At 67.0% G+C, this 19311-nt stretch carries 16 protein-coding genes; 11 read left to right on the top strand and 5 right to left on the bottom strand.

Features of this window, described 5'->3' with window-relative positions:
* Positions 1 to 323: 323 nt before the first annotated feature.
* Together THSYN_RS09510 and THSYN_RS09505 are read right to left on the bottom strand one after the other, a co-directional pair.
* Positions 324 to 1124 (bottom strand): REP-associated tyrosine transposase, encoded by an 801-nt coding sequence (locus THSYN_RS09510; RefSeq protein WP_236848842.1) that lies wholly within the window; start codon positions 1122 to 1124, stop codon positions 324 to 326.
* Positions 1121 to 2329 (bottom strand): 4Fe-4S binding protein, encoded by a 1209-nt coding sequence (locus THSYN_RS09505; protein WP_100918926.1) that lies wholly within the window; start codon positions 2327 to 2329, stop codon positions 1121 to 1123. The genes THSYN_RS09510 and THSYN_RS09505 overlap by 4 nt, the downstream gene beginning before the upstream one ends.
* Positions 2330 to 2608: 279 nt before the next feature.
* On the opposite strand from THSYN_RS09505, the gene THSYN_RS09495 reads away from it, so the two are divergent.
* The gene (locus tag THSYN_RS09495; protein WP_100918925.1) at positions 2609 to 3151 is read left to right on the top strand and encodes a DUF1415 domain-containing protein; all 543 of its coding nucleotides are present in this window, start codon (positions 2609 to 2611) and stop codon (positions 3149 to 3151) included.
* A 256-nt stretch (positions 3152 to 3407) separates the two neighbouring features.
* Here the strand turns inward: THSYN_RS09495 and ftsH are convergent, their stop codons facing one another.
* The gene (ftsH, locus tag THSYN_RS09490) at positions 3408 to 5336 is read right to left on the bottom strand and encodes an ATP-dependent zinc metalloprotease FtsH (RefSeq protein ID WP_100922359.1); all 1929 of its coding nucleotides are present in this window, start codon (positions 5334 to 5336) and stop codon (positions 3408 to 3410) included.
* A gap of 280 nt (positions 5337 to 5616) precedes the next feature.
* Here ftsH and THSYN_RS09485 point away from each other — a divergent pair, with 280 nt between their 5' ends.
* From THSYN_RS09485 to THSYN_RS09465, 5 genes are all read left to right on the top strand, one after another.
* Positions 5617 to 6321 carry a hypothetical protein gene (locus THSYN_RS09485; RefSeq protein WP_236848841.1) on the top strand — a complete coding sequence of 235 codons (705 nt, stop codon included), beginning with the start codon at positions 5617 to 5619 and terminating at the stop codon, positions 6319 to 6321.
* A gap of 398 nt (positions 6322 to 6719) precedes the next feature.
* Positions 6720 to 7802 (top strand): beta-N-acetylhexosaminidase, encoded by a 1083-nt coding sequence (gene nagZ, locus THSYN_RS09480; protein WP_100918923.1) that lies wholly within the window; start codon positions 6720 to 6722, stop codon positions 7800 to 7802.
* A complete protein-coding gene (locus THSYN_RS09475) occupies positions 7799 to 8350 on the top strand; it encodes a hypoxanthine-guanine phosphoribosyltransferase (RefSeq protein WP_100918922.1) in 552 nt (183 codons plus the stop codon). Before nagZ ends, THSYN_RS09475 begins: the two co-directional genes overlap by 4 nt.
* A gap of 252 nt (positions 8351 to 8602) precedes the next feature.
* Positions 8603 to 9049 carry a hemerythrin domain-containing protein gene (locus THSYN_RS09470; RefSeq protein ID WP_100918921.1) on the top strand — a complete coding sequence of 149 codons (447 nt, stop codon included), beginning with the start codon at positions 8603 to 8605 and terminating at the stop codon, positions 9047 to 9049.
* Positions 9046 to 9789: an S-methyl-5'-thioinosine phosphorylase gene (locus THSYN_RS09465; protein ID WP_100918920.1), complete on the top strand. Its 744-nt coding sequence runs from the start codon at positions 9046 to 9048 to the stop codon at positions 9787 to 9789. The genes THSYN_RS09470 and THSYN_RS09465 overlap by 4 nt, the downstream gene beginning before the upstream one ends.
* 205 nt (positions 9790 to 9994) lie before the next feature.
* On the opposite strand, the gene THSYN_RS09460 is transcribed toward THSYN_RS09465, so the two are convergent.
* Both THSYN_RS09460 and THSYN_RS09455 read right to left on the bottom strand, forming a co-directional pair.
* Positions 9995 to 10642: a SprT family zinc-dependent metalloprotease gene (locus THSYN_RS09460; protein ID WP_236848840.1), complete on the bottom strand. Its 648-nt coding sequence runs from the start codon at positions 10640 to 10642 to the stop codon at positions 9995 to 9997.
* A gap of 226 nt (positions 10643 to 10868) precedes the next feature.
* Positions 10869 to 12524 carry an ATP-binding protein gene (locus tag THSYN_RS09455; RefSeq protein WP_100918919.1) on the bottom strand — a complete coding sequence of 552 codons (1656 nt, stop codon included), beginning with the start codon at positions 12522 to 12524 and terminating at the stop codon, positions 10869 to 10871.
* A gap of 322 nt (positions 12525 to 12846) precedes the next feature.
* On the opposite strand from THSYN_RS09455, the gene THSYN_RS09450 reads away from it, so the two are divergent.
* The 5 genes from THSYN_RS09450 (at position 12847) to truB (ending at position 19211) form a co-directional block, all read left to right on the top strand.
* Positions 12847 to 13338, top strand: a complete 492-nt coding sequence (locus THSYN_RS09450; RefSeq protein ID WP_100918918.1) for a ribosome maturation factor RimP — start codon at positions 12847 to 12849, stop codon at positions 13336 to 13338.
* A gap of 61 nt (positions 13339 to 13399) precedes the next feature.
* A complete protein-coding gene (gene nusA / locus THSYN_RS09445; protein ID WP_100918917.1) occupies positions 13400 to 14908 on the top strand; it encodes a transcription termination factor NusA in 1509 nt (502 codons plus the stop codon).
* A 12-nt stretch (positions 14909 to 14920) separates the two neighbouring features.
* The gene (gene infB / locus THSYN_RS09440; protein ID WP_100918916.1) at positions 14921 to 17818 is read left to right on the top strand and encodes a translation initiation factor IF-2; all 2898 of its coding nucleotides are present in this window, start codon (positions 14921 to 14923) and stop codon (positions 17816 to 17818) included.
* Positions 17815 to 18288, top strand: coding sequence for a 30S ribosome-binding factor RbfA (rbfA, locus tag THSYN_RS09435; RefSeq protein WP_100918915.1), 474 nt, complete (start codon positions 17815 to 17817; stop codon positions 18286 to 18288). Before infB ends, rbfA begins: the two co-directional genes overlap by 4 nt.
* Entirely contained in the window at positions 18285 to 19211 is a 927-nt protein-coding gene (gene truB, locus THSYN_RS09430; protein WP_236848839.1) for a tRNA pseudouridine(55) synthase TruB, read from the top strand. Before rbfA ends, truB begins: the two co-directional genes overlap by 4 nt.
* Positions 19212 to 19311 lie beyond the last annotated feature (100 nt).

Raw genomic sequence — 19311 nt, 5'->3', positions numbered from 1 at the left:
AACCATGCAGGAGGCGACGGATCGGCGGCGCCCTCAATATCGGTGCCACGCGGCACGCCACCGGGAGCGCCGCACCCCAGTGCGGCGAGCCTCGCAAGCGACCGCGGCGCCGCGTCCTGTTGATAGGCCGCGCCGCACTGGGAGCGCCGCACCCCAGTGCGGCGAAGCCTCGCAAGCGACCGCGGCGCCGCGTGCTGCTGATAGGCCGCGCCGCACTGGGAGCGCCGCACCCCAGTGCGGCGAGCCTCGCAAGCGACCGCGGCGCCGCGTCCTGTCGATAGGCTGCGCCGCACTGGGGTGCGGCGCTCCCAGTCGCGGCGCCTTCAGGAATCGCTCTTTACACCCATTCCAGCGCTCCCCCAGGGCCATTCCTCCGGCGTCTTGACCAGGCCCGCCTTGACCGGGTTCATCCGGATGTAATGACGTGCGGCGGCGAGGTGTTGGTCGGTGCGGATGTAGCGGTCCCAATACTCGCGTTGCCAGACCTGTCCGTGGACTTCTGCGCCATTCTGCGCGGTGCGGGTCAAGAACCGATTGATGAACCGGGCCGTGTAGTTCTTCCAGGACAGCACGATGGTCGCCAGGGCGACGCCCGGCAGAGGTTCGATCAGGACGTGGCAGTGATTGGGCATGGCGACCCATTCCAGGAGGCGATAGCGCTTGCCGTCGAAGTGCAGCCAGGTATCGACGATGCACGCAGCGATCTGCGGTTCGCGCAGGATGCAGGAGCCGTGGCCGGCGTCGAGATAGTCTTCGATTCGTTTGCGAAGTTCGATGTCGCGGGTCTTGGGGTCTGCGATCTCGCGTCGGGACTCGGCCTGCAGGCGTGCCAGGACTTGGATGGGTAGCGAGTCCTCCAGGCGGTAGCTGAGCGACTGGATGACATGGCTTGAGTCGCAGTGGGGGAGGTAGCCGCGGGAGTACCAGCCGCGGCCTTCGGGGGGTGGCGCTTCTCCTTCTGGGGCATCCTGGGTGGCGGGCTCGCCGCACTGGGGTGCGGCGCTCCCAGTGGGCGCGGGGGTGGCGACGCTGGGGGATGGTGCTTCGCCTTCAGGTGCATCCTGGTTGAGGGGCTCGCCGCACTGGGGTGCGGCGCTCCCAGTAGGTGCGGCGGTTCCGCTCACGGCCGGCGGGCGGCACGCGTGAGCAGCCGCCATTGCTGTTTGGCCCGGTCGGCGATGAAGGGCCAGAGGCGGCCCTTCTCCCACAGGATGCGGGCGAAGAGGCGGCCCTTGTTCTTGGGCGGCGTCTTGGGGTGGGGGCGCGGCACCAGTTGGATGGCGCCGCGTTTGCAGACGGCGATGCAGGCCCCGCAGCCGAGACAGGTGGCGGTGTCGACTGCGGCCCAGCGCTGCGGCTTGGGCAGGGTGCGGGCGGCGTCGGCCAGGCCGATGCACTTGACGTTGCAGGTCTTGAGGCACTCGCCGCAATAGTCGCAGCGGGTCGGGTCCACGGCGGCGAGGAAGGGGGTCTTGGCGATGCCGTCGCTGAAGCCGGACTGGACCCCGGCCATCAGCTCGCAGCAGCAGCGGCAACAGTTGCAGATGAAGCTGGGGCGCTCGCGCACGTTGTCGGTGACGTGGGTGAGGCCTAGGGCGCGCGCCCGCTCCAGGGTGGCGAGCATCGCCGCCTGGTCCTGCTCCTGGGCGAAGCCGCGGCGCACCAGGAAGCGGGCGCCCTCGCCCAGCACCATGCAGATCGCCTCGACCGGGGCGCCCTTGCGGCAGGGCTCGCCCAGATGCTCCTTCTTGTGTCGGCAGTAACAGAGGGTGACGGCGCGGTAGTCGGCGTCCATGATGATGCGGCGGGCATCCTCGTAGGCGGTGATGCGCGAGGTGACCGGGATATGCTCGGCGTAGACCAGGGCGCGGGTGAGTTGGGTGGGGCTGCCGAAGAACTCCCCGCCCTGCCCCGCCCGCCCGTTCTCGTGCAGATACTCGGACATGAGCCGGGCCAGCTCCGCAACCGGGACCGGGGCGGTCAGGGTGGGCCGGCGGCGCATGAAGGTGAACTCCATGAAGCCGATCAGGCCGGGGACCAGCAGATAATAGGTCTGGGCCCCGTAGGGCAGGTCCATCACCAGGCCCTTGTCGGCCATGGATTCCAGGAGCGGGCGCAGGTGCGGGGGTGCGATCCCGGTCAGGTCGCTGAGCTCGGCGGCGGTCGCCTCGTGCAGGGGGAAGCGGGAGGCGACGAAGGCCTCGCGTTCGGTGAACAGCAGGGCCAGGATCTCCCTGAGTTTGGCGCTGTCCACGAGTCCGATCGGGTAGCGGTTGAGACGATCGATCAGGGGCACCAGGGAAGACTTGGCGCTCAGCAGGTGGCCCATGGGACACTCCGGAACACAATCGTTGTCGTTATCGCGGTCGTTGTCGTTGTCGCGGTCGTTGTCGTTGTCGTTGTCGTTGTCGTTGTCGTAAATCGTAATCGGAGAAGCGATGCCACTTCGCGTACGAGAGAATCCGCAACGCTACGATAATCTCGATTACGATTACGACAACGACAACGACAACGACGCGACAAGCATTGCCTGATGGACTTGTTTAACTTATCAGTAAACCGTTCCTTAGGTCTCGACCATCATTTCAACCGGACCCTTATTCTCCTTATGATCGACACTGAACAGGTCATCACCCAGACCAAAAAATGGGTGGCCGAGGTCGTGGTCGGATGCAATTTCTGTCCCTTTGCCGCCAAGCCGGTCAGGCGCGGCAGTATCCATTACCAGGTCGAGGCCGCCGCCGACGAGCAGTCCTGCCTGGACGCCCTCCTGCGCGAGTGTCACCGGCTGGATGAGCAGCCGGCGATCGAGACCACGCTGCTGATCTTTCCCGAGGCCTATCCGGGGTTCGACGACTATCTGGACCTGGTCGCGCTGGCGGAGGACCTGCTGGCCGCGCAAGGCTATGAGGGCGTCTATCAGGTCGCGGGCTTCCACCCGGATTACCGCTTTGCCGAGGCCCCGGCGGACGACCCGGCAAATTATACCAACCGGTCACTCTACCCGATGCTGCACCTGATCCGCGAAGAGGGCATCGACCAGGCCTTGGCCCATTACACCGATCCGGAAGGAATCGCGGACAGGAATATCGCCTTTGCCCGCGAGAAGGGGCTGGTTTACCTGAAGATGCTGCGAGATAACTGTCTCTGATTCTCGCTCCCACGTTGTCGTTGTCGTTGTCGTAATCGTAGCCCGTAGGATGGGCCGAGCGAGAGCGCTGCCCATCGTTTGCGCTCCGGCGACCTGCCCTTGCGGCAACCCGTCGCGGCCGGGGGGCCGCTCCTACGCCGTAGGAGCGGCCCCCCGGCCGCGACGGATACCCTCTGCCGTTGCGTGGCGGGTTACCGCGGCCTCGCATCGCGGCTGCAAGCCGCTCGCACGGGGACGTTGCCCCGGCCAGCCAGGCTCAGACCCGACCACCCAAGGGCCCGCCGACAATCGGCGGCTCGCCGCGCGGCTGCCCGCCGGTCGGCGCCCCGCTGCCCGCGGCCGGCGCGGCCTGACCGCTGTCTTCGGGCGGCTCGCGCACCGGGCGGCCGTTCATGACGTCCTCGATCTGGTCGCGGTCGATGGTCTCGAAGCGCAGGAGGGCCTCGGCCATGCGATGGAGCTTGTCCATGTTCGCCAGCAGCAGGTCCTTGGAGCGCTGGTAGTTGCGGTCGACGATGATCCGGACCTCGTTGTCGATCGCCACGGCCGTGTCGTCCGAGATCTGGCGCTGCTGGGTCACCGAATGGCCCAGGAAGACCTCGCCCTCCTCGTCGGCGTAGGCCAGGGGGCCCAGGTTGTCGGACAGGCCGAAGCGGGTGACCATCTTGCGGGCGATGGCGGTCGAGCGCTCCAGGTCGTTGGAGGCGCCGGTGGTAACGTGCTCAGGCCCGAAGACCAGTTCCTCCGCCAGGCGCCCGCCGAACAGGCTGGAGATCTGGCTCTCCAATTGGCGCTTGCTCATGCTGTAGCGGTCACGCTCGGGCAGGAACAGGGTGACGCCCAGGGCCCGGCCGCGCGGGATGATGCTGACCTTGTGCACCGGGTCGTGTTCCGGCACCAGGCGCCCGACGATGACGTGGCCGGCCTCATGGTAGGCGGTGAGCTTCTTCTCGGTGTCGGACATCACCATGCTGCGGCGCTCCGCACCCATCATGATCTTGTCCTTGGCCTTCTCGAACATCTGCATGTTGACCGCGGTCAGGCCCGCGCGGGCGGCGAACAGGGCCGCCTCGTTGACCAGGTTGGCGAGATCCGCCCCGGAGAAGCCGGGGGTGCCGCGGGCGATGGTGCGGGCGACCACGTCATCGGCCAGGGGCACCTTGCGCATGTGCACCTCAAGGATCGCGGTGCGGCCGCTCAGATCCGGCAGGCCGACGACCACCTGGCGGTCGAAGCGCCCGGGGCGCAGCAGGGCCGGGTCCAGCACGTCGGCCCGGTTGGTGGCGGCGATGACGATGATGCCCTCGTTGCCGGCGAAGCCGTCCATCTCGACCAGGAGTTGGTTCAGGGTCTGCTCGCGCTCGTCGTGCCCGCCGCCCAGGCCGGCCCCGCGGCGGCGGCCCACGGCGTCGATCTCATCGATGAAGATGATGCAGGGGGCGCTCTTCTTGGCCTGCTCGAAGAGGTCACGCACGCGCGAGGCGCCCACGCCGACGAACATCTCCACGAAGTCCGAGCCCGAGATGCTGAAGAACGGCACCTTGGCCTCGCCGGCGATGGCCCGCGCCAGCAGGGTCTTGCCCGTTCCCGGCGGACCGACCATCAGCACGCCGCGCGGGATGTGTCCGCCCAGGCTCGAGAACTTCTGTGGGTTGCGCAGGAACTCGACCAGTTCGCCGACCTCGTCCTTGGCCTCTTCGCAGCCGGCCACGTCGCGCAGGGTGACCTTGATGTCGCCCTCCGCGTGCTGGCGGGCGCGGCTCTTGCCGAAGCCGAAGATGCCCCCGGGTCCGCCGCCGCCGGCACCGCCGCGGCGCATGAACCAGACCCAGACGCCGATCAGTACGACGAAGGGCAGCCAGGCGGACAGCAGTTGACCGACGATGCTGGGCTGCGACGGAGGCTCGGCGCGGATGGTGACGGCGTTCTTGAGCAGATCGGCCACGAGCCCCGGGTCGCCGGGGTTGAAGGTCTCGAAGTGGCTGCCGTCCGTGCGCGTACCCTTGATGGTCTGGTCCTGAATGCGCACCTCCTGGATGGCGCCCTCACCGAGTTCCGCGAGGAACTGGCTGTAGCTCAGGGTCCGGGCCTCGCTCTGGCCGGGTCCGGCCAGACCGCTCAGCATCATCACCAGCCACAGGGACACGGCGACCCAGAGCAGGATATTCAAGTTCTTGGCATTCATCATCCGATCAATCCTCGCAAAATGGGGCACCGTGGCGCGCGGCCCGACACCAAGCCGCGCAACCGAGTACATCGGGGCAGGACGCGCAAAAACCAAAGGCGCTGGTCTGGATTCGCCCGGGGCCGCGCCTGGGACCTGCTCTTCCTCTGGTTGACTCCGGCCGCCTCGCTGGGTTCAATCCGGCGGCCAGGTCGCTTGGCAAGAACGCAATACTGACGCAATGTTCCCACCAAGAGAAACGTCGTCGTCCCCCCTGCGGACGCCCAATGGTCGCCACAGCATGTCCAATCTACCCGATTTTCCACTCTCGCTCGCGCTCTACAACGTCCTGCCGGTCGCCCTGACCGGCCTTGCCCTGTGGTTCCTGACGCGCTACGTCGCGCAGCAGGACCCGGCCGACCGGGGGCTCGCACTCCTGGGCGCCGGGCTGATCCTGGCGGGCGGGTTGGCGAAGGTGTCCTGGAAGCTGATCGTCGCGACCACCGGGACGGACCTGGTCTGGCTGGCCGCTGCCCTGTTCCCACTGATGGCCCCCGGCTTCGCCCTGCTGGCCGTGGCCCTGTGGGGGGCGGTGCGGGGCCAACGGGGGCGACCGGTCTCCGCGGGGCTGTGGCGGGTCGCGCTGGCCGTGGTGGCGCTCGCCTTCGCCGCGGCGGCGCTGCGGTACTGGGTGCTCGCGATCCCGCGGGGCTGGTTCCTGCCGCTGCTGGTGCTCGCCAGTCTCGGCAACCTCGCCGCCAGCCTGCTGCTGATCCGGGCCGCGGTGAGCCTGCGCCGGTGGGGCACGGCGCTCCTGTTCGCGGTCAATCTGCTGATGATCTTCGCGTTGCAGCCGATCGCCATGATGAACCCCAAGACGCTTGCTATGCACTGGACCGAGCAGACACTTACGGCGCTCGGCACCGCCTGCTTCGCGCTGGCGGCCTATCGGCTGTGGCGCCTGACCAGCCGTGAGCGGTCCGCGGCACGGCCGGGCCCCGCTTGACCCAAGGTCGCGCGCGGGTGCGGTCAGAACTGATGTGGCGGCCGAGATCCCGGATACGCTGTCGTTGTCGTAATCGAACGATCCGACCACGATTACGACAACGACAACGACAACGACAACGACGCCCGCTCCCCGAGAACGTCCGGTAGCCATACCTAAATAGGGTACGCGATGCGTACCCTACGACATGTGCGTTAACACATCAGTTCTGATCGCGCCCCTGCCCCGCGTCGCCACAGACAAGCGCTCGCCGCTGTGCTAAAAACAGCGACGAAGGACCGGGTGGCAGGCACCCGGTCACCGGCCCCAGGCGATGAGATGCCACCACGACACGCACGACCCGCTGCAACCCCCGAGATGAGGTTCGGCCGCCAGCGGCCCGGACGGGAGAACTGACCATGTCACTGGGCCCCATCATGGTCGACCTGGCGGGCACCCAACTGGGCGCCGAAGACCGCGAACTGCTGCGCCACCCGGCGGTCGGCGGGGTCATCCTGTTCGCCCGCAACTATCAGGACCCGGCCCAGCTCGGGGAACTGACCGCGGCTATCCATGCCCTACGCGAGCCGCGCCTGCTGATCGGGGTGGATCAGGAGGGGGGCCGGGTGCAGCGCTTTCGCGCGGGTTTCACCCGCCTGCCCCCGGCCGGGCGCTTCGGCGCGCTCTACGCCCGGGACCCCCGCCGCGCCTGCTCCGCCTGCACCGCGGTCGCCTGGCTGATGGCCGCGGAATTGCTGGTGGCCGGGGTGGACTTCAGCTTCGCCCCGGTGCTGGACCTGGACCGGGGCCTGTGTCAGGTCATCGGCGACCGCGGCTTCGGGTCCGCGGCGGAACCGGTCTGCGCCCTGGCGGGCGCCTGGGCGGCGGGGGTGCGCCTGGCCGGCATGGCCGCGGTCGGCAAGCACTTCCCCGGGCATGGCGGCGTGGCCGCGGACTCACACACCGAGCTACCCCGCGACGAGCGGGACCTGGCGGACCTCCTGGCCGCGGACCTGGTGCCCTTCCGCCGGCTGATCGAGCACGGACTGGAGGCGGTGATGCCGGCCCATGTGGTCTATCCGCGTCTGGCCCCGGAGCCCGCCGGGTTCTCCCCGTTCTGGCTCCAGCACGTGTTGCGCGAACGCCTGGGATTCGCCGGCGTCATCTTCAGCGACGACCTCAACATGGCCGCCGCCGGTGCCGGCGGCGACTATGTGGAGCGCGCCCGGGCCGCCGCCCGGGCCGGCTGCGACATGCTGCTGATTTGTAACAATCGCCCGGCCGCCGAGGCGATCGTCGCGGCGTTTCACGACCAGTCCGACCCGACCGCCCAGTTGCGCCTGCTGCGCATGCACGGGCGCGGGCACCTGACCCGCGAACGTCTGCACGAAGAACCGCGCTGGCAGGAGGGCGTGCATCAGGTCGCACGCCTGGAAGACCTGGAAACCCTGGACCTTGACCTGGCCCTGGACGACCCCACAAGACCGGTAAAGCACTCATGAAACTGTCCCCCGAAACCTATGCCGCGGTCGCCGACCGCGCCGACTGCCTGGTCACCGAGGAGGCCATGGAGGAGGCCCTCGACCGCCTGGCGCTCGCCATCACCGAGCGTCTGGCCGGGACCGATCCGGTCGTCCTGTGTGTGATGACCGGCGGCGTCATCGCCGCGGGGCTCCTGTTGCCCCGGCTGAATTTTCAGTTGCGACTGAGCTATGTCCATGTGAATCGTTACCACGGGACCACCCGCGGCGGTGATCTCGACTGGCAGTACCGCCCCGCGGAGGCCGTGCGCGGCGAGCAGGTGCTGATCCTGGATGACGTGCTCGACGAGGGACTGACCCTGGAGGCGATCGCCCGCGCCTGCCGCGAGGACGGGGCGGCCGCCGTACACGCGGCGGTCCTGATCGAGAAGGAGCGCCCCCATGCCTACGCGGCGGAGTTTGTCGGCATCAGGGTTCCGGACCGCTACCTGTTCGGCTACGGACTAGACTACAAGGGCTATTTTCGCAACGTCCCCGGCATCTTCGCCGTTGCCGAGCAGGACCGATAGACGGCGGAAACCGCGGGACGGCGAAAAACCAATACAACGAAAAACAATCCTCTAAAAATACAATATAAGCGATAGCTTTTTGACCTCGAGCCGATTTTGGAGTATCTCTTAGGGCTATAAGATCGCTCGCGCACCGGCCCTGGGGGTACCGCGCCGCAAGCGTGCCTACCACTCGGCGTCACGGATCGGTTTGGCCCGTCGCCAGTTCGTCTCTGAGTGGTTTTCACGAAACAACGAAGAGGAGGATGATCCATGCAGACCCTAGACGGTTACCGCAGCACGCACTCGGAGCTGCGACAGATGATCGACGACCTGCGCTCGCTGCTGACCACGGAGCAGCTGCGCATCCGCCCGAACGCCCGCACCGCGCACGAGTTGTTGTGCGATCTCGGTGAGCGGGTGCGTCGGCACCTGGCCGAAGAGGACCGCGGCCTTTATCCCAGCCTGCTGATCCACGAGGACCCCAAGGTGAAGTCCATCGCCTGGGGGTTCATCAGCGGGGAGCGCCCGCTGCGCAAGATCTTCGACGACTATCACAAGAACTGGCTGAAAAACTGTGACTTCAATTTCAGCGACGATTTCGTGACCGAGACCCACGAGGTCTTCGAGATGGTCGGGCAGCGCATCGAACGCGAGGAGCAGGTCCTCTTCCCCAAACTGGTGGAGATCGGCATGTTCCATGAGGCGCGGTGCATGTGACAGGTCTTCTTGCGATCATCGGGGGTTCGGGCTTTCAGCGGCTGGGGGGCCTCGAGGTCACGGCGCAACTCCGGCCGGACACCCCCTTCGGCCCCCTCTCGGCACCGGTCCTGCGCGGGCACCTAGCCCGCCGACCGGTGCTTTTTCTTGCCCGCCACGGCGACGGCCATCGGTTGCCGCCGCACCGTATCAACTACCGGGCGAATCTGTGGGCCCTGCACGCCGCCGGGGCCGGGCCCGTGGTGGGGCTGGCCGCCGTCGGCGGCATCACCGCGGGCTTGAGCCCGCGCACCTTCGCCGTCCCCGACCAACTCATCGACTATACCTGGGGGCGCGAGCACAGCTTCCACGACGGCGAGTCGCTCCCCGTCCGCCATGTGGACTTCACCGAACCCTACTGCCCGCGGTTGCGCCACGACCTGCTCTGCGCCTGCGCCGCCGCCGGGGTCCCGGCGCTCGCCGCCGCGACCTATGGGGCGACGCAAGGACCGCGGCTGGAGACGGCGGCGGAGATCACCCGGATGGAGCGCGATGGCTGTGACCTGGTGGGTATGACGGGCATGCCCGAGGCGGCCCTGGCCCGGGAATTGGGGCTGCGTTACGCCTGCCTCGCCTTCGTCGTCAACTGGGCCGCCGGCAAGACGGCGGGCGCGATCACCATGGCCGAGATCGACGGTCACATCGCGCACTGCACGGGGCAGGTCGAACGTATCCTGGCGGCGCTGGCGGCGGCCTCCTGACCCCCGCCGCCGAAGAGTATTGTCCGCAAATGAACGCAAATGAACGCAAATTAAGAGAATATCCTGGAGATCTGATATTCGTCACCAGGGCGTGAACTGACCCCACCTTCGACGCCACCGACTCTTCTCCGCGCTGCATTCACGTTTACGCATCGACGGCCCTGTTCAGGCTGAAGAGCCCGCGAGGCGTTGGTCTTATTTGCGTTCATTTGCGTTCATTTGCGGACAAAACTTCTTCGTCAGGTCTCAAGTGCCCGCCCCCGCCGGGGTGAAGACCGGGGCGTAGCGCAGTCGCGCAGCGCCGACAGATGTAGCTCCCGCCGGCCAGGACGCGGTTGTGGCGGATACTGCTCAGGCGATGGCCGCGGCAGTTGCAGTGGTAGTCGAACTCTTGGAGGGCACGGCCGCGCACCGCCGACAGGTCGTAGCGGTGACAGCGCTCGGGCGCGACGCCGAAGAACTGCATGATTGCCCGCCACTGGGGCCCGTGGGGACGGATGCGCGCCCCGTGCCGGACATAGGCGACCAGGTGCGCGACCTCATGGGGGACCGTGGTGGCCAGGAAATCCTCCGCGTTGGCCCCGAGCAGCACCGGATTGTAACGCACCACCCAGGGCCCGCGCGGGCTGAAGCGGGCCTGACCGGCGGCACGTCCGCGCAGATCGAAGCGGATCTGCGCCTCCGGGGGGCTGATCCCCAGCCAGTGCCCGCCCTGCGCCAGGAGGGCGCGGGTGTGGGCCACGACGCGCGCTTGCAGGGCCGCCTCGTCGCGGGTTCGCGCGGCGACCGGCCCGCCGCCGCTCCCCTGGGCGCTGTGATTGCGGTCCACTCTCATGGCGTCAGCGGGGTGCATAAGGGACTCACCAGGGGATTACCATTGGTTCGGTCATCCTAAATCCGGGAATTGCTCACACAAAGAACACAAAGAACACAAACAAAAACAAATCATTAGAAGGCGTTGTGCCGGTCACCGCGCGGACGACCTCCTCGACCTAGATATCGCGTTGAAAATCTTTGTGATCTTTGTGTCTCTGTGTGAGAACTGCTCTTTCTAGGGTTATGGGCTAGGTGGGCAGCCGTCAAACCACCGCCATCCAGTCGGCCTGCACCAGATTACGCGCTTGACTGTCGAACACCAGCCCGACCTCGAACAGGCCCTTGCCCGGCAGACCGCGATATTTGGCGCTGTAGCCGCGGGCGCGGATCTGCGCCAGGGCGGGATTGCCGACGCCGCCGTCATGGACCGGATCGGGCGCGCACTCATCCCCCGGCAGCGGTGCGGTCGGCGGCGCCGTTCGGGACGGCTCGCGTGGGGCCTGACCATGTATCAGCTTGATCTCGATCACATAGATGTAATCGGCCAGCTTGATGGTCAGGTCCACCTGGCCCTGGTTGCTGATGTCTTCCGGGATGATCTCGGCGTTGAGACTGGCGAAGAAGGCATAGAGCACGCTGGCATAATAGCCCTCAGCCTCGGGCAGGCTGTTGCCGGTGAAATTGCGCCAGGGTACGCCGGCAAAAAGCCGACGGATCGCGTCGATCAGACCGGCGACATCGCCCTCGCTGAGGCAATCATAGAGTTCATCCTGGGGCGCGTCGCGCCCACCAGGCAAGGTGCCCAGATAGCCGTCGATGAGGTGGTCGGCCAGGGCCATCTTGACCTCCTGGTTGGGCAGCCGCAGCCGGTAGAGCCGGCGCGAGCGCCGCCAACGGGTGTCGGCAATGGTCAGATAACCGGTCTGAAACAGCAGTGTCACCGGGTCGATGCGCTCGAGGTCGAAGGAATCGAGGATCTCCTCGCTGGCCTCGATGCCGTCCAGCTCGGGCAGGAAGGCGCGGCGCTGTTGCAGGAGCTTGATCAGAAAGCTCGGGCTGCCGGTCTCGAACCAGTAGTTGCGGTACACTTGGCCCTTATCGATGAACAGCAGGATGTCGAAGGGGTTGTAGACCGGCTCGCCGAGAAAGCTGTAGCCGTTGTACCAGCGCTTGAGCTTATTCCAATCGATACCGGCCAGATGCCCGCCAAAGGTGGTCGTAAGGTCCGCCTGGGTGTAGCCGCAGAGGGTGGCGAAACGCTCATCGAGCGTCAGGTCGTTGAGTTGATTCAACCCCGAAAACAGGCTGACCTTGCTGAATTTGGTCACCCCGGTCATGAGGACGAACTGGATGTGGGCATCCTGCGCCTTCATGGTCGAATAGAGGTTCTTGAGCCCCTCGCGCAACTCGGCCGCGCGCTCGAGTTGATCGATGTTGTCGAGGATCGGCTTGTCGTACTCGTCGACCAGGATCGCCACGCGGCTCCCGTGGGCGGCCTGGGCGGCGCGGATCAGGTCGCCGAAACACCCCGGGATGTCGTTGTTGATCCAGTCGCAGTCCACCCCGAGGCGTTCGGCATTCTCCCGCAACAGCCGCCCGATGCGCAGGTCCAGCGCCGCGCGCGTCTGCACCACCCCGCCGGCGAAATCGAGCCGGATCACCGGGTGGCGGCGCGACCAGTCCCAGTGGCGGTGGATGGCGAGCCCGCGAAACAGCGCCTCGCGGCCCTCGAACAGGTCCTTGAGCGTATCCAGGAACAGGCTCTTGCCGAAGCGGCGCGGGCGCGACAGAAAATAGTATTTGCCCCCGTTCGCCAGGGCCAGGGCGTGCGCCGTCTTGTCGACATAGGTGTAACCCTCGGTGATGATCTCACTGAAGGTCTGGATGCCGATCGGCAACTTTTTGAGGGGCGGGCTCATGGTGTCGGAGGCGCAACCGGGCGAACGATGGGCGTGAGTCTAGCCCCGCCCGCGGGCCGGCGCCAAGGACTAATCACACCCCGCCGCCGACAACGGCCTTGCACAACGGCCGCGAAGGACCTACACTTCCGGCGCTAAATCTGTGACGGACTAAGGCCCCCCAGGAAGGTTCGCGATCCTCGAGGTTCCCCGTCATGAACCCCGCACCCGGGGTTTTTCTGTACGTCACGAGGTAGGTCGCCCGATCCGCGGTCAACCGTGAGATCGGCGCACCAACGCAGTGGGCCGCTGGCCCATTTTTTGTTTTTGGACGATTTTTTCCATGCAGCCGGTTGACAGCACCCTGACCCAGTTGGCGCGCCGCGTGGTCGAGCCCATGGGCTATGAACTGGTCGGGGTGGAGCATTTCCAGCGCGGCGGCGGCGCCTCCACCCTGCGCATTTACATCGACCACGCCAACGGCGTCACCCTGGATGACTGCACCCTGGTGAGTCACCAGTTGAGCGGCGTCCTGGACGTGGAGGACCCGCTGCCGGGGCACTATGACCTGGAGGTCTCATCGCCCGGGCTGGATCGGCCCCTGGTGTTTGCGGAGCATTTCGCGCGCTTCGCCGGGCAGCGGATCAAGGTCCGGCTGGCCGAGAAGGTCGAGGGCCGACGCAACCTGGAAGGGGTGCTGCTCGGCCTGGGGTCGGCGACGGGGGGAAACGCAGTGGTCCGACTGGAAGCGGAGGGCCGTACCTGGGACCTGCCCCTGGCGGCCCTCGAATCCGCCCGGCTGATCCCTGATCTTGCAGCGGCCGCGCACCCTTGAGCGGCGGTCACTGCCGGCACCACTGCTGAAAATATGGCACAGCGCTAGAGTATGGGAAGGTATGAGCAAAGAGATCCTGCTGGTCGTTGAAGCCGTATCCAATGAGAAGGATGTCCCCGAAGATGTGATCTTCGAGGCCATTGAGGCCGCGCTTGCCTCGGCCACCCGCAAGAAGCACGGCGGTGAGATCGATGCCCGCGTGGTCATCGACCGCAAGACCGGGGACTATCGGACCTTCCGCCGCTGGGAGGTCATGGAGGACCCGCAGGCGGGCGTACTGGAGGCCCCGGAGCGCCAGATCACCCTCTCCGCCGCGGAGATGCTGGAGCCCGGGCTCAAGGCCGGGGACTTCATGGAAGAGGAGATCGATTCCGAACTCTTCGGTCGCATCGCCGCCCAGACCGCCAAGCAGGTCATCGTGCAGAAGGTGCGCGAGGCGGAGCGGACCAAGATCGTCGATGCCTATACGGAGCGCAAGGGCGAATTGGTCACCGGCATCGTCAAGAAGGCCGATCGGGGCTCTATCCTCCTGGACTTGGGCAGCAATGCCGAAGCCCTGATTCCCCGCGAGCATGTCATCCCACGCGAATCGGTGCGCGCGGGCGACCGCATGCGCGGGTATCTGTTCGACGTGCGCGCCGAGGCCAAGGGGCCGCAACTGTTCGTCAGCCGGACCGCGCCGGAACTGCTGATCGAACTCTTCAAGCTCGAAGTCCCCGAGGTCGGTGAGGGTATGATCCAAATCCTGGGTGCCGCCCGGGACCCCGGTGCGCGGGCCAAGATCGCCGTGCGCACCAAGGACCCGCGCATCGACCCGGTGGGCGCCTGCGTCGGCATGCGCGGCTCGCGCGTCCAGGCAGTCTCAAACGAACTCAACGGCGAACGGGTGGACATTATTCTTTACGACGACAACCCGGCCCAATACGTGATCAACGCCATGTCACCGGCGGACGTGGTCTCCATCGTCATCGACGAGGAGGCGCGCAGCATGGACGTGGCGGTCAAGGAGGAGAACCTCTCGCAGGCGATCGGCCGCGGCGGTCAGAACGTGCGACTCGCGAGCCAACTGACCGGCTGGGAGTTGAACGTGATGAATGAGGAAGAGGCGGCCGCCAAAAGCGAGCAGGAGGCCCACCGCTCGGTCCAGAGCTTTATGGACCAACTCGGGGTGGACGAGAATCTGGCCTCCATCCTGGTCGACGAGGGCTTCACCAGCGTCGATGAGGTGGCCTATGTGCCGCTCGCCGAGATGCAGGCGATCGATGAGCTGGACGATGCGACTATCAATGAGTTGCGCGAACGCGCCAAGGACATACTGCTCACGCGCGCGATTGCCACCGAAGAGGTGGTCGGCGGTGAACCGGCGCAGGACCTGCTCGACATGGAGGGAATGGACGAGGGCCTGGCCTTGGCCCTGGCCGCCGCCGGGATGGCGACCGTGGAGGACCTGGCCGAACAGTCGGTCGATGAATTGATGGAGATTGAAGGCATGGACGCGGAGCGGGCGGCGCGCCTCATCATGAAGGCACGTGAGCCCTGGTTTGCCGATGCGGGCGGGGAATCCCGTTAGGAGGTTCGTTACATGAGTGAAGTGACAGTGAAACAACTCGCCTCCACGGTCGGCATCCCAGTCGAACGTCTCCTGACCCAACTCAGTGAGGCCGGCATCAGCGCCAGCGACGCCGACTCCACCCTGACCGAACAGGAAAAGGTCCAACTCTTGACCTTCCTGCGCCGCAGCCACGGCCGCGGCGGGTCCGAGGGCGGCGCCGATCCCAGCCAGGTCACCTTGAAGCGTAAGAGCGTGAGCGAATTGCGTCAGCCGGCCGTGACCCCGCGGGTACCGGGCGCCGGGGGCGGCAGCAATTCCCGACCGACACCGGCCGCACGCGCCAAGACCATCAGCGTCGAGGTCCGCCGCAAGCGCACCTATGTAAAGCGCGGTGACGAACCGGCGGCGGCGCAAGCGCCGACGCAGGCGCCGACGCCAGCTCCGACGGGGGCCCCGACGGAAGTGGCAGCCGCGACCGCGCCGCCGCCCGCCCCGGTGGTGAGACCCGCCGCCCCGGCCTCACGCCGGCCCGCCGCACCGCCCCCGCGCCCCGCCCGCGAACGCCAGACACTGCGCAGCAGCCCCATGGACGACGGGCGGCGGCGAATCGAACTGGCCTCCATGCGCGCCGAGCAGGAGGCACGCCGCCTGGGTGAACTGGAAGATCACGAGCGCCAGACCCGTGAGGCCGCCGAGCGGCAGCGCGAGGCCGAAGAGGCGCAACGCCGTGCGGAGACCGAGGCCGAGGCGAAACGCCTGGCCGATGAGGCCGCACGCCCGGTCGCGGAGCCGGACCTCAGCGAGACCGAGGCGGTGGTCGAGACCGCCCCCGTCGCCGCGGCCGCGGCCGTGGTCCCCGCGCCCCTGGAAATGGTCGCCGATGAGGCGGAGCCGGTCGTGCGCCGTCGTGGCGAGGCCGCCAAGCCCGCCAAGAAGCCGCCGGTCGTCGTCGCCGCCAAGAAGCCGCCGGAACTCTCCGAGAAGGAGAAATCGGTCAAGAAGGCCGGACGCAAGGACTCGCTGCGCGGTCGGGACCAGGAGGCCCCACGGGTCGAATACGAAGAGGTGGACGGCGACGCGGCCGGCGGGCGTCCGCGCCGCAAGCGCAAGACCACCAAACCCCAACTGCAGGATAAGCACGTCTTCCAGCGGCCCACCGCGCCGGTGATCCGTGACGTGGCGCTGCCGGAGACCATCTCCGTCGGCGAACTGGCCAGCCGCATGTCGGTCAAGGCCGGCGATGTCGTCAAGGCCCTGTTCAAGCAGGGGATGATGGTCACCATCAACCAGATGCTGGACCGTGACACCGCCGTCCTGATCGTCGAGGAGATGGGACACACGGCCGTCATCGCCGATCTGCGCACCACCGAGGATACGCTGATCGAGGAGGCCGACGAGCAGTCCGGCCTGGCCGAAGCCCAGCCGCGCGCCCCGGTGGTCACCATCATGGGTCATGTCGATCACGGCAAGACCTCGCTCCTGGACTATATCCGGCGCACCCGGGTCGCCTCCGGCGAGGCCGGCGGCATCACCCAGCACATCGGCGCCTACCATGTGGAAACCACCCGCGGGGTCATCTCCTTCCTGGATACCCCCGGTCATGCCGCCTTCTCGGCGATGCGGGCCCGCGGCGCCAAGGTCACGGACATCGTGGTGCTGGTGGTGGCGGCGGACGACGGCGTCATGCCCCAGACCATCGAGGCGATCGCCCACGCCCGCGCCTCCAAGGTACCGATCGTGGTGGCCGTCAATAAGATGGACAAGCCCGATGCCAACCCGGACCGGGTCATGCAGGAACTGTCCCAACACGAGGTACTGACCGAGGCCTGGGGCGGGGACACCATGCTGGTCAAGGTCTCGGCCAAGACCGGCGAGGGGATCGACGATCTGCTCGATGCCATCCTGCTGCAGGCCGAGGTGCTGGAGCTCAAGGCCCCGGTGGACGGCCCCGCCCGCGGCACCATCGTCGAGTCGAGCCTGGACAAGGGCCGCGGCCCGGTGGCCACCATCCTGGTCCAGGCGGGCACGCTGCGGCGTGGCGACATGATCGTCAGCGGCGGCGAATACGGCCGGGTCCGCGCCATGTTCGACGAGGCCGGCAACCCGGTCGAGGCCGCCGGACCCTCCATCCCGGTGCAGGTCCTGGGCCTCTCCGCCCCGCCCGATGCCGGTGACGATGTCCTGGCGGTGGTCGATGAGCGGCGCGCCCGTGAGGTCGCGGAGTTCCGTTCCTCGCGGATGCGCCGCTCCAAGCTGGACGAGAACCGGGGTGTGAGCCTGGATCAGATCTTCTCCCAGCTCAAGGACGGGGAACTGAAATCGGTCAACCTGATCGTCAAGGCGGACGTGCAAGGCAGTCTGGAGGCCCTGCGCGAGAGCCTGCTCAAGCTCACCAACGACGAGGTCAAGGTCATCCTGGTGGCGACCGGGGTCGGCGGCATCACCGAGTCGGACGCCAACCTGGCGGTGACCTCCAGCGCCATCATCCTGGGCTTCAACGTCCGGGCGGACGCGGCGGCGCGGCGGGTGGTGGAGGAAAAGGCGCTCGATCTGCGTTACTACAGCATCATCTACGAGCTGATCGACGACGTGAAGAAGGCCATCTCGGGCCTGCTCAAGCCCGTCATCACCGAGGAGATCATCGGCATGGTGGAGGTGCGCGATGTGTTCCGTTCCTCCAAGTTCGGCGCCATTGCCGGCTGTATGGTGGTCGACGGGATGATCAAGCGCAACAACCCGATCCGCGTCCTGCGCAACCACGTCGTGATCTACGAGGGCACGCTGGAGTCGCTGCGCCGCTACAAGGATGACGTGGCCGAGGTGCGGGCCGGTACCGACTGCGGCATCGGCGTGAAGAACTACAACGATGTCCAGGTCGGCGACCACATCGAGGTGTTCGAGCGGACCGAGCGGGCGCGGGTCCTGTGAAGGAATTCGATCGTACCGAGCGGATCGGCGCCGAGCTCAAGCGTGAGCTCTACGAGGTGCTGCGCGACGAGGTGCGGGACCCGCGCCTCGCCGATCTCACCATCCATGAGGTCCGCGTGGTGAAGGACCTGTCACACGCCAAGGTCTTTTTCACCTGCCTGCCGACGGTGGGCGACGCCGCGGCTGGCCTCGACACCGACGGTACTCACGGGGTCGCACAGACGCGGCTGCTCAATGGTCGGCTCGCCGGCTTTCTGCGCCATGCCCTGGCCCAACGGGTGCGGCTGCGCACCATGCCGGAACTGCACTTCGTCTATGACGAGTCCATCGGTGCCGGAATGCGCCTGTCGGCCCTCATCGACCATGCGGTCGAAGGACTTGCGGACCCGGCGGAGGACGACACCGACGGCGGTGCGGATGACCAGGGGAACGTGCCGACACCCGGAGCCACACCGGAGCAGCCGCGATGATGGGCGGCAAACGGCGCAATCCAGGACGTGACGTCACCGGTATCCTGCTGTTGGACAAGCCGCTCGGGCTCACCTCCAACGACGCCTTGCAGCGTATCAAACGCCTGTATCGGGCCGCCAAGGCTGGGCATACGGGCAGCCTGGACCCCCTGGCGACCGGGCTCCTGCCGGTGTGTCTGGGGGCGGCCACCAAGTTCTCCGCCTTCCTGCTGGACGCGGATAAGCGTTATCGGGTGCGGGTACGACTCGGTGTCACCACCACCACGGCCGATGCCGAGGGCGAGGTGGTAGAGACCAAGCCCGTGGTGGGGGTCGACGAGGCCCGGGTGCGCGCGGTTCTGGAGCAGTTCTTAGGCCTGATCGACCAGCTCCCGCCGATGTATTCGGCAATTAAGCAGGGGGGCGAGCGGCTCTACAAACTGGCCCGCCAGGGCGTGGAGGTCGAGCGCGCCAAGCGCCCCATCCATATCTTCTCCCTTGATCTGCTCGCCTGCGAGTGGCCGGAGATCGAGCTCGACGTGCACTGCTCCAAGGGCACCTATGTCCGTACCCTAGCCGAGGATATCGGCCGTGAACTCGGCTGCGGCGGCCATGTGAGCCGGTTGCGCCGTACCGGGGTCGGGCCCTACGCGGAGAACGTGGTCGAGTTCATCACCCTGGATCAGGTGCGTGACCTGGCGGACCAGGAGGGCGCGGCGGCGCGGCTCGACGCCCTGCTTCTCCCGCTCGACTCGGCGCTCGGCCATTGGCCGGCGGTGCGCCTCTCCGCCGATGCCGCCTTCTATCTCCAGCAGGGCCAGGCCGTGCTGGTGCCCCAGGCCCCGACCGAGGGCCTGGTGCGGCTCTACGACGTCTCCAAGCACTTCCTGGGCGTCGGCGAGATCCAGGACGACGGGAAGGTGCAGCCGAAACGTTTGGTATAATGATTGAGTGAGGGGTGAGGGGTGAGGGGTGAGGGGTGAGGGGTGAGGGGTGAGGGGTGAGGAGTGAGGAGTTGTTAGCCCAGCAATGGGTTCCGGCTCG

The organism is Candidatus Thiodictyon syntrophicum, from assembly GCF_002813775.1.
GTDB lineage: Bacteria > Pseudomonadota > Gammaproteobacteria > Chromatiales > Chromatiaceae > Thiodictyon > Thiodictyon syntrophicum.
The sequence above is the reverse complement of the archived record's forward strand: the minus strand, read 5'-3'. Positions and strand labels throughout refer to the sequence as shown.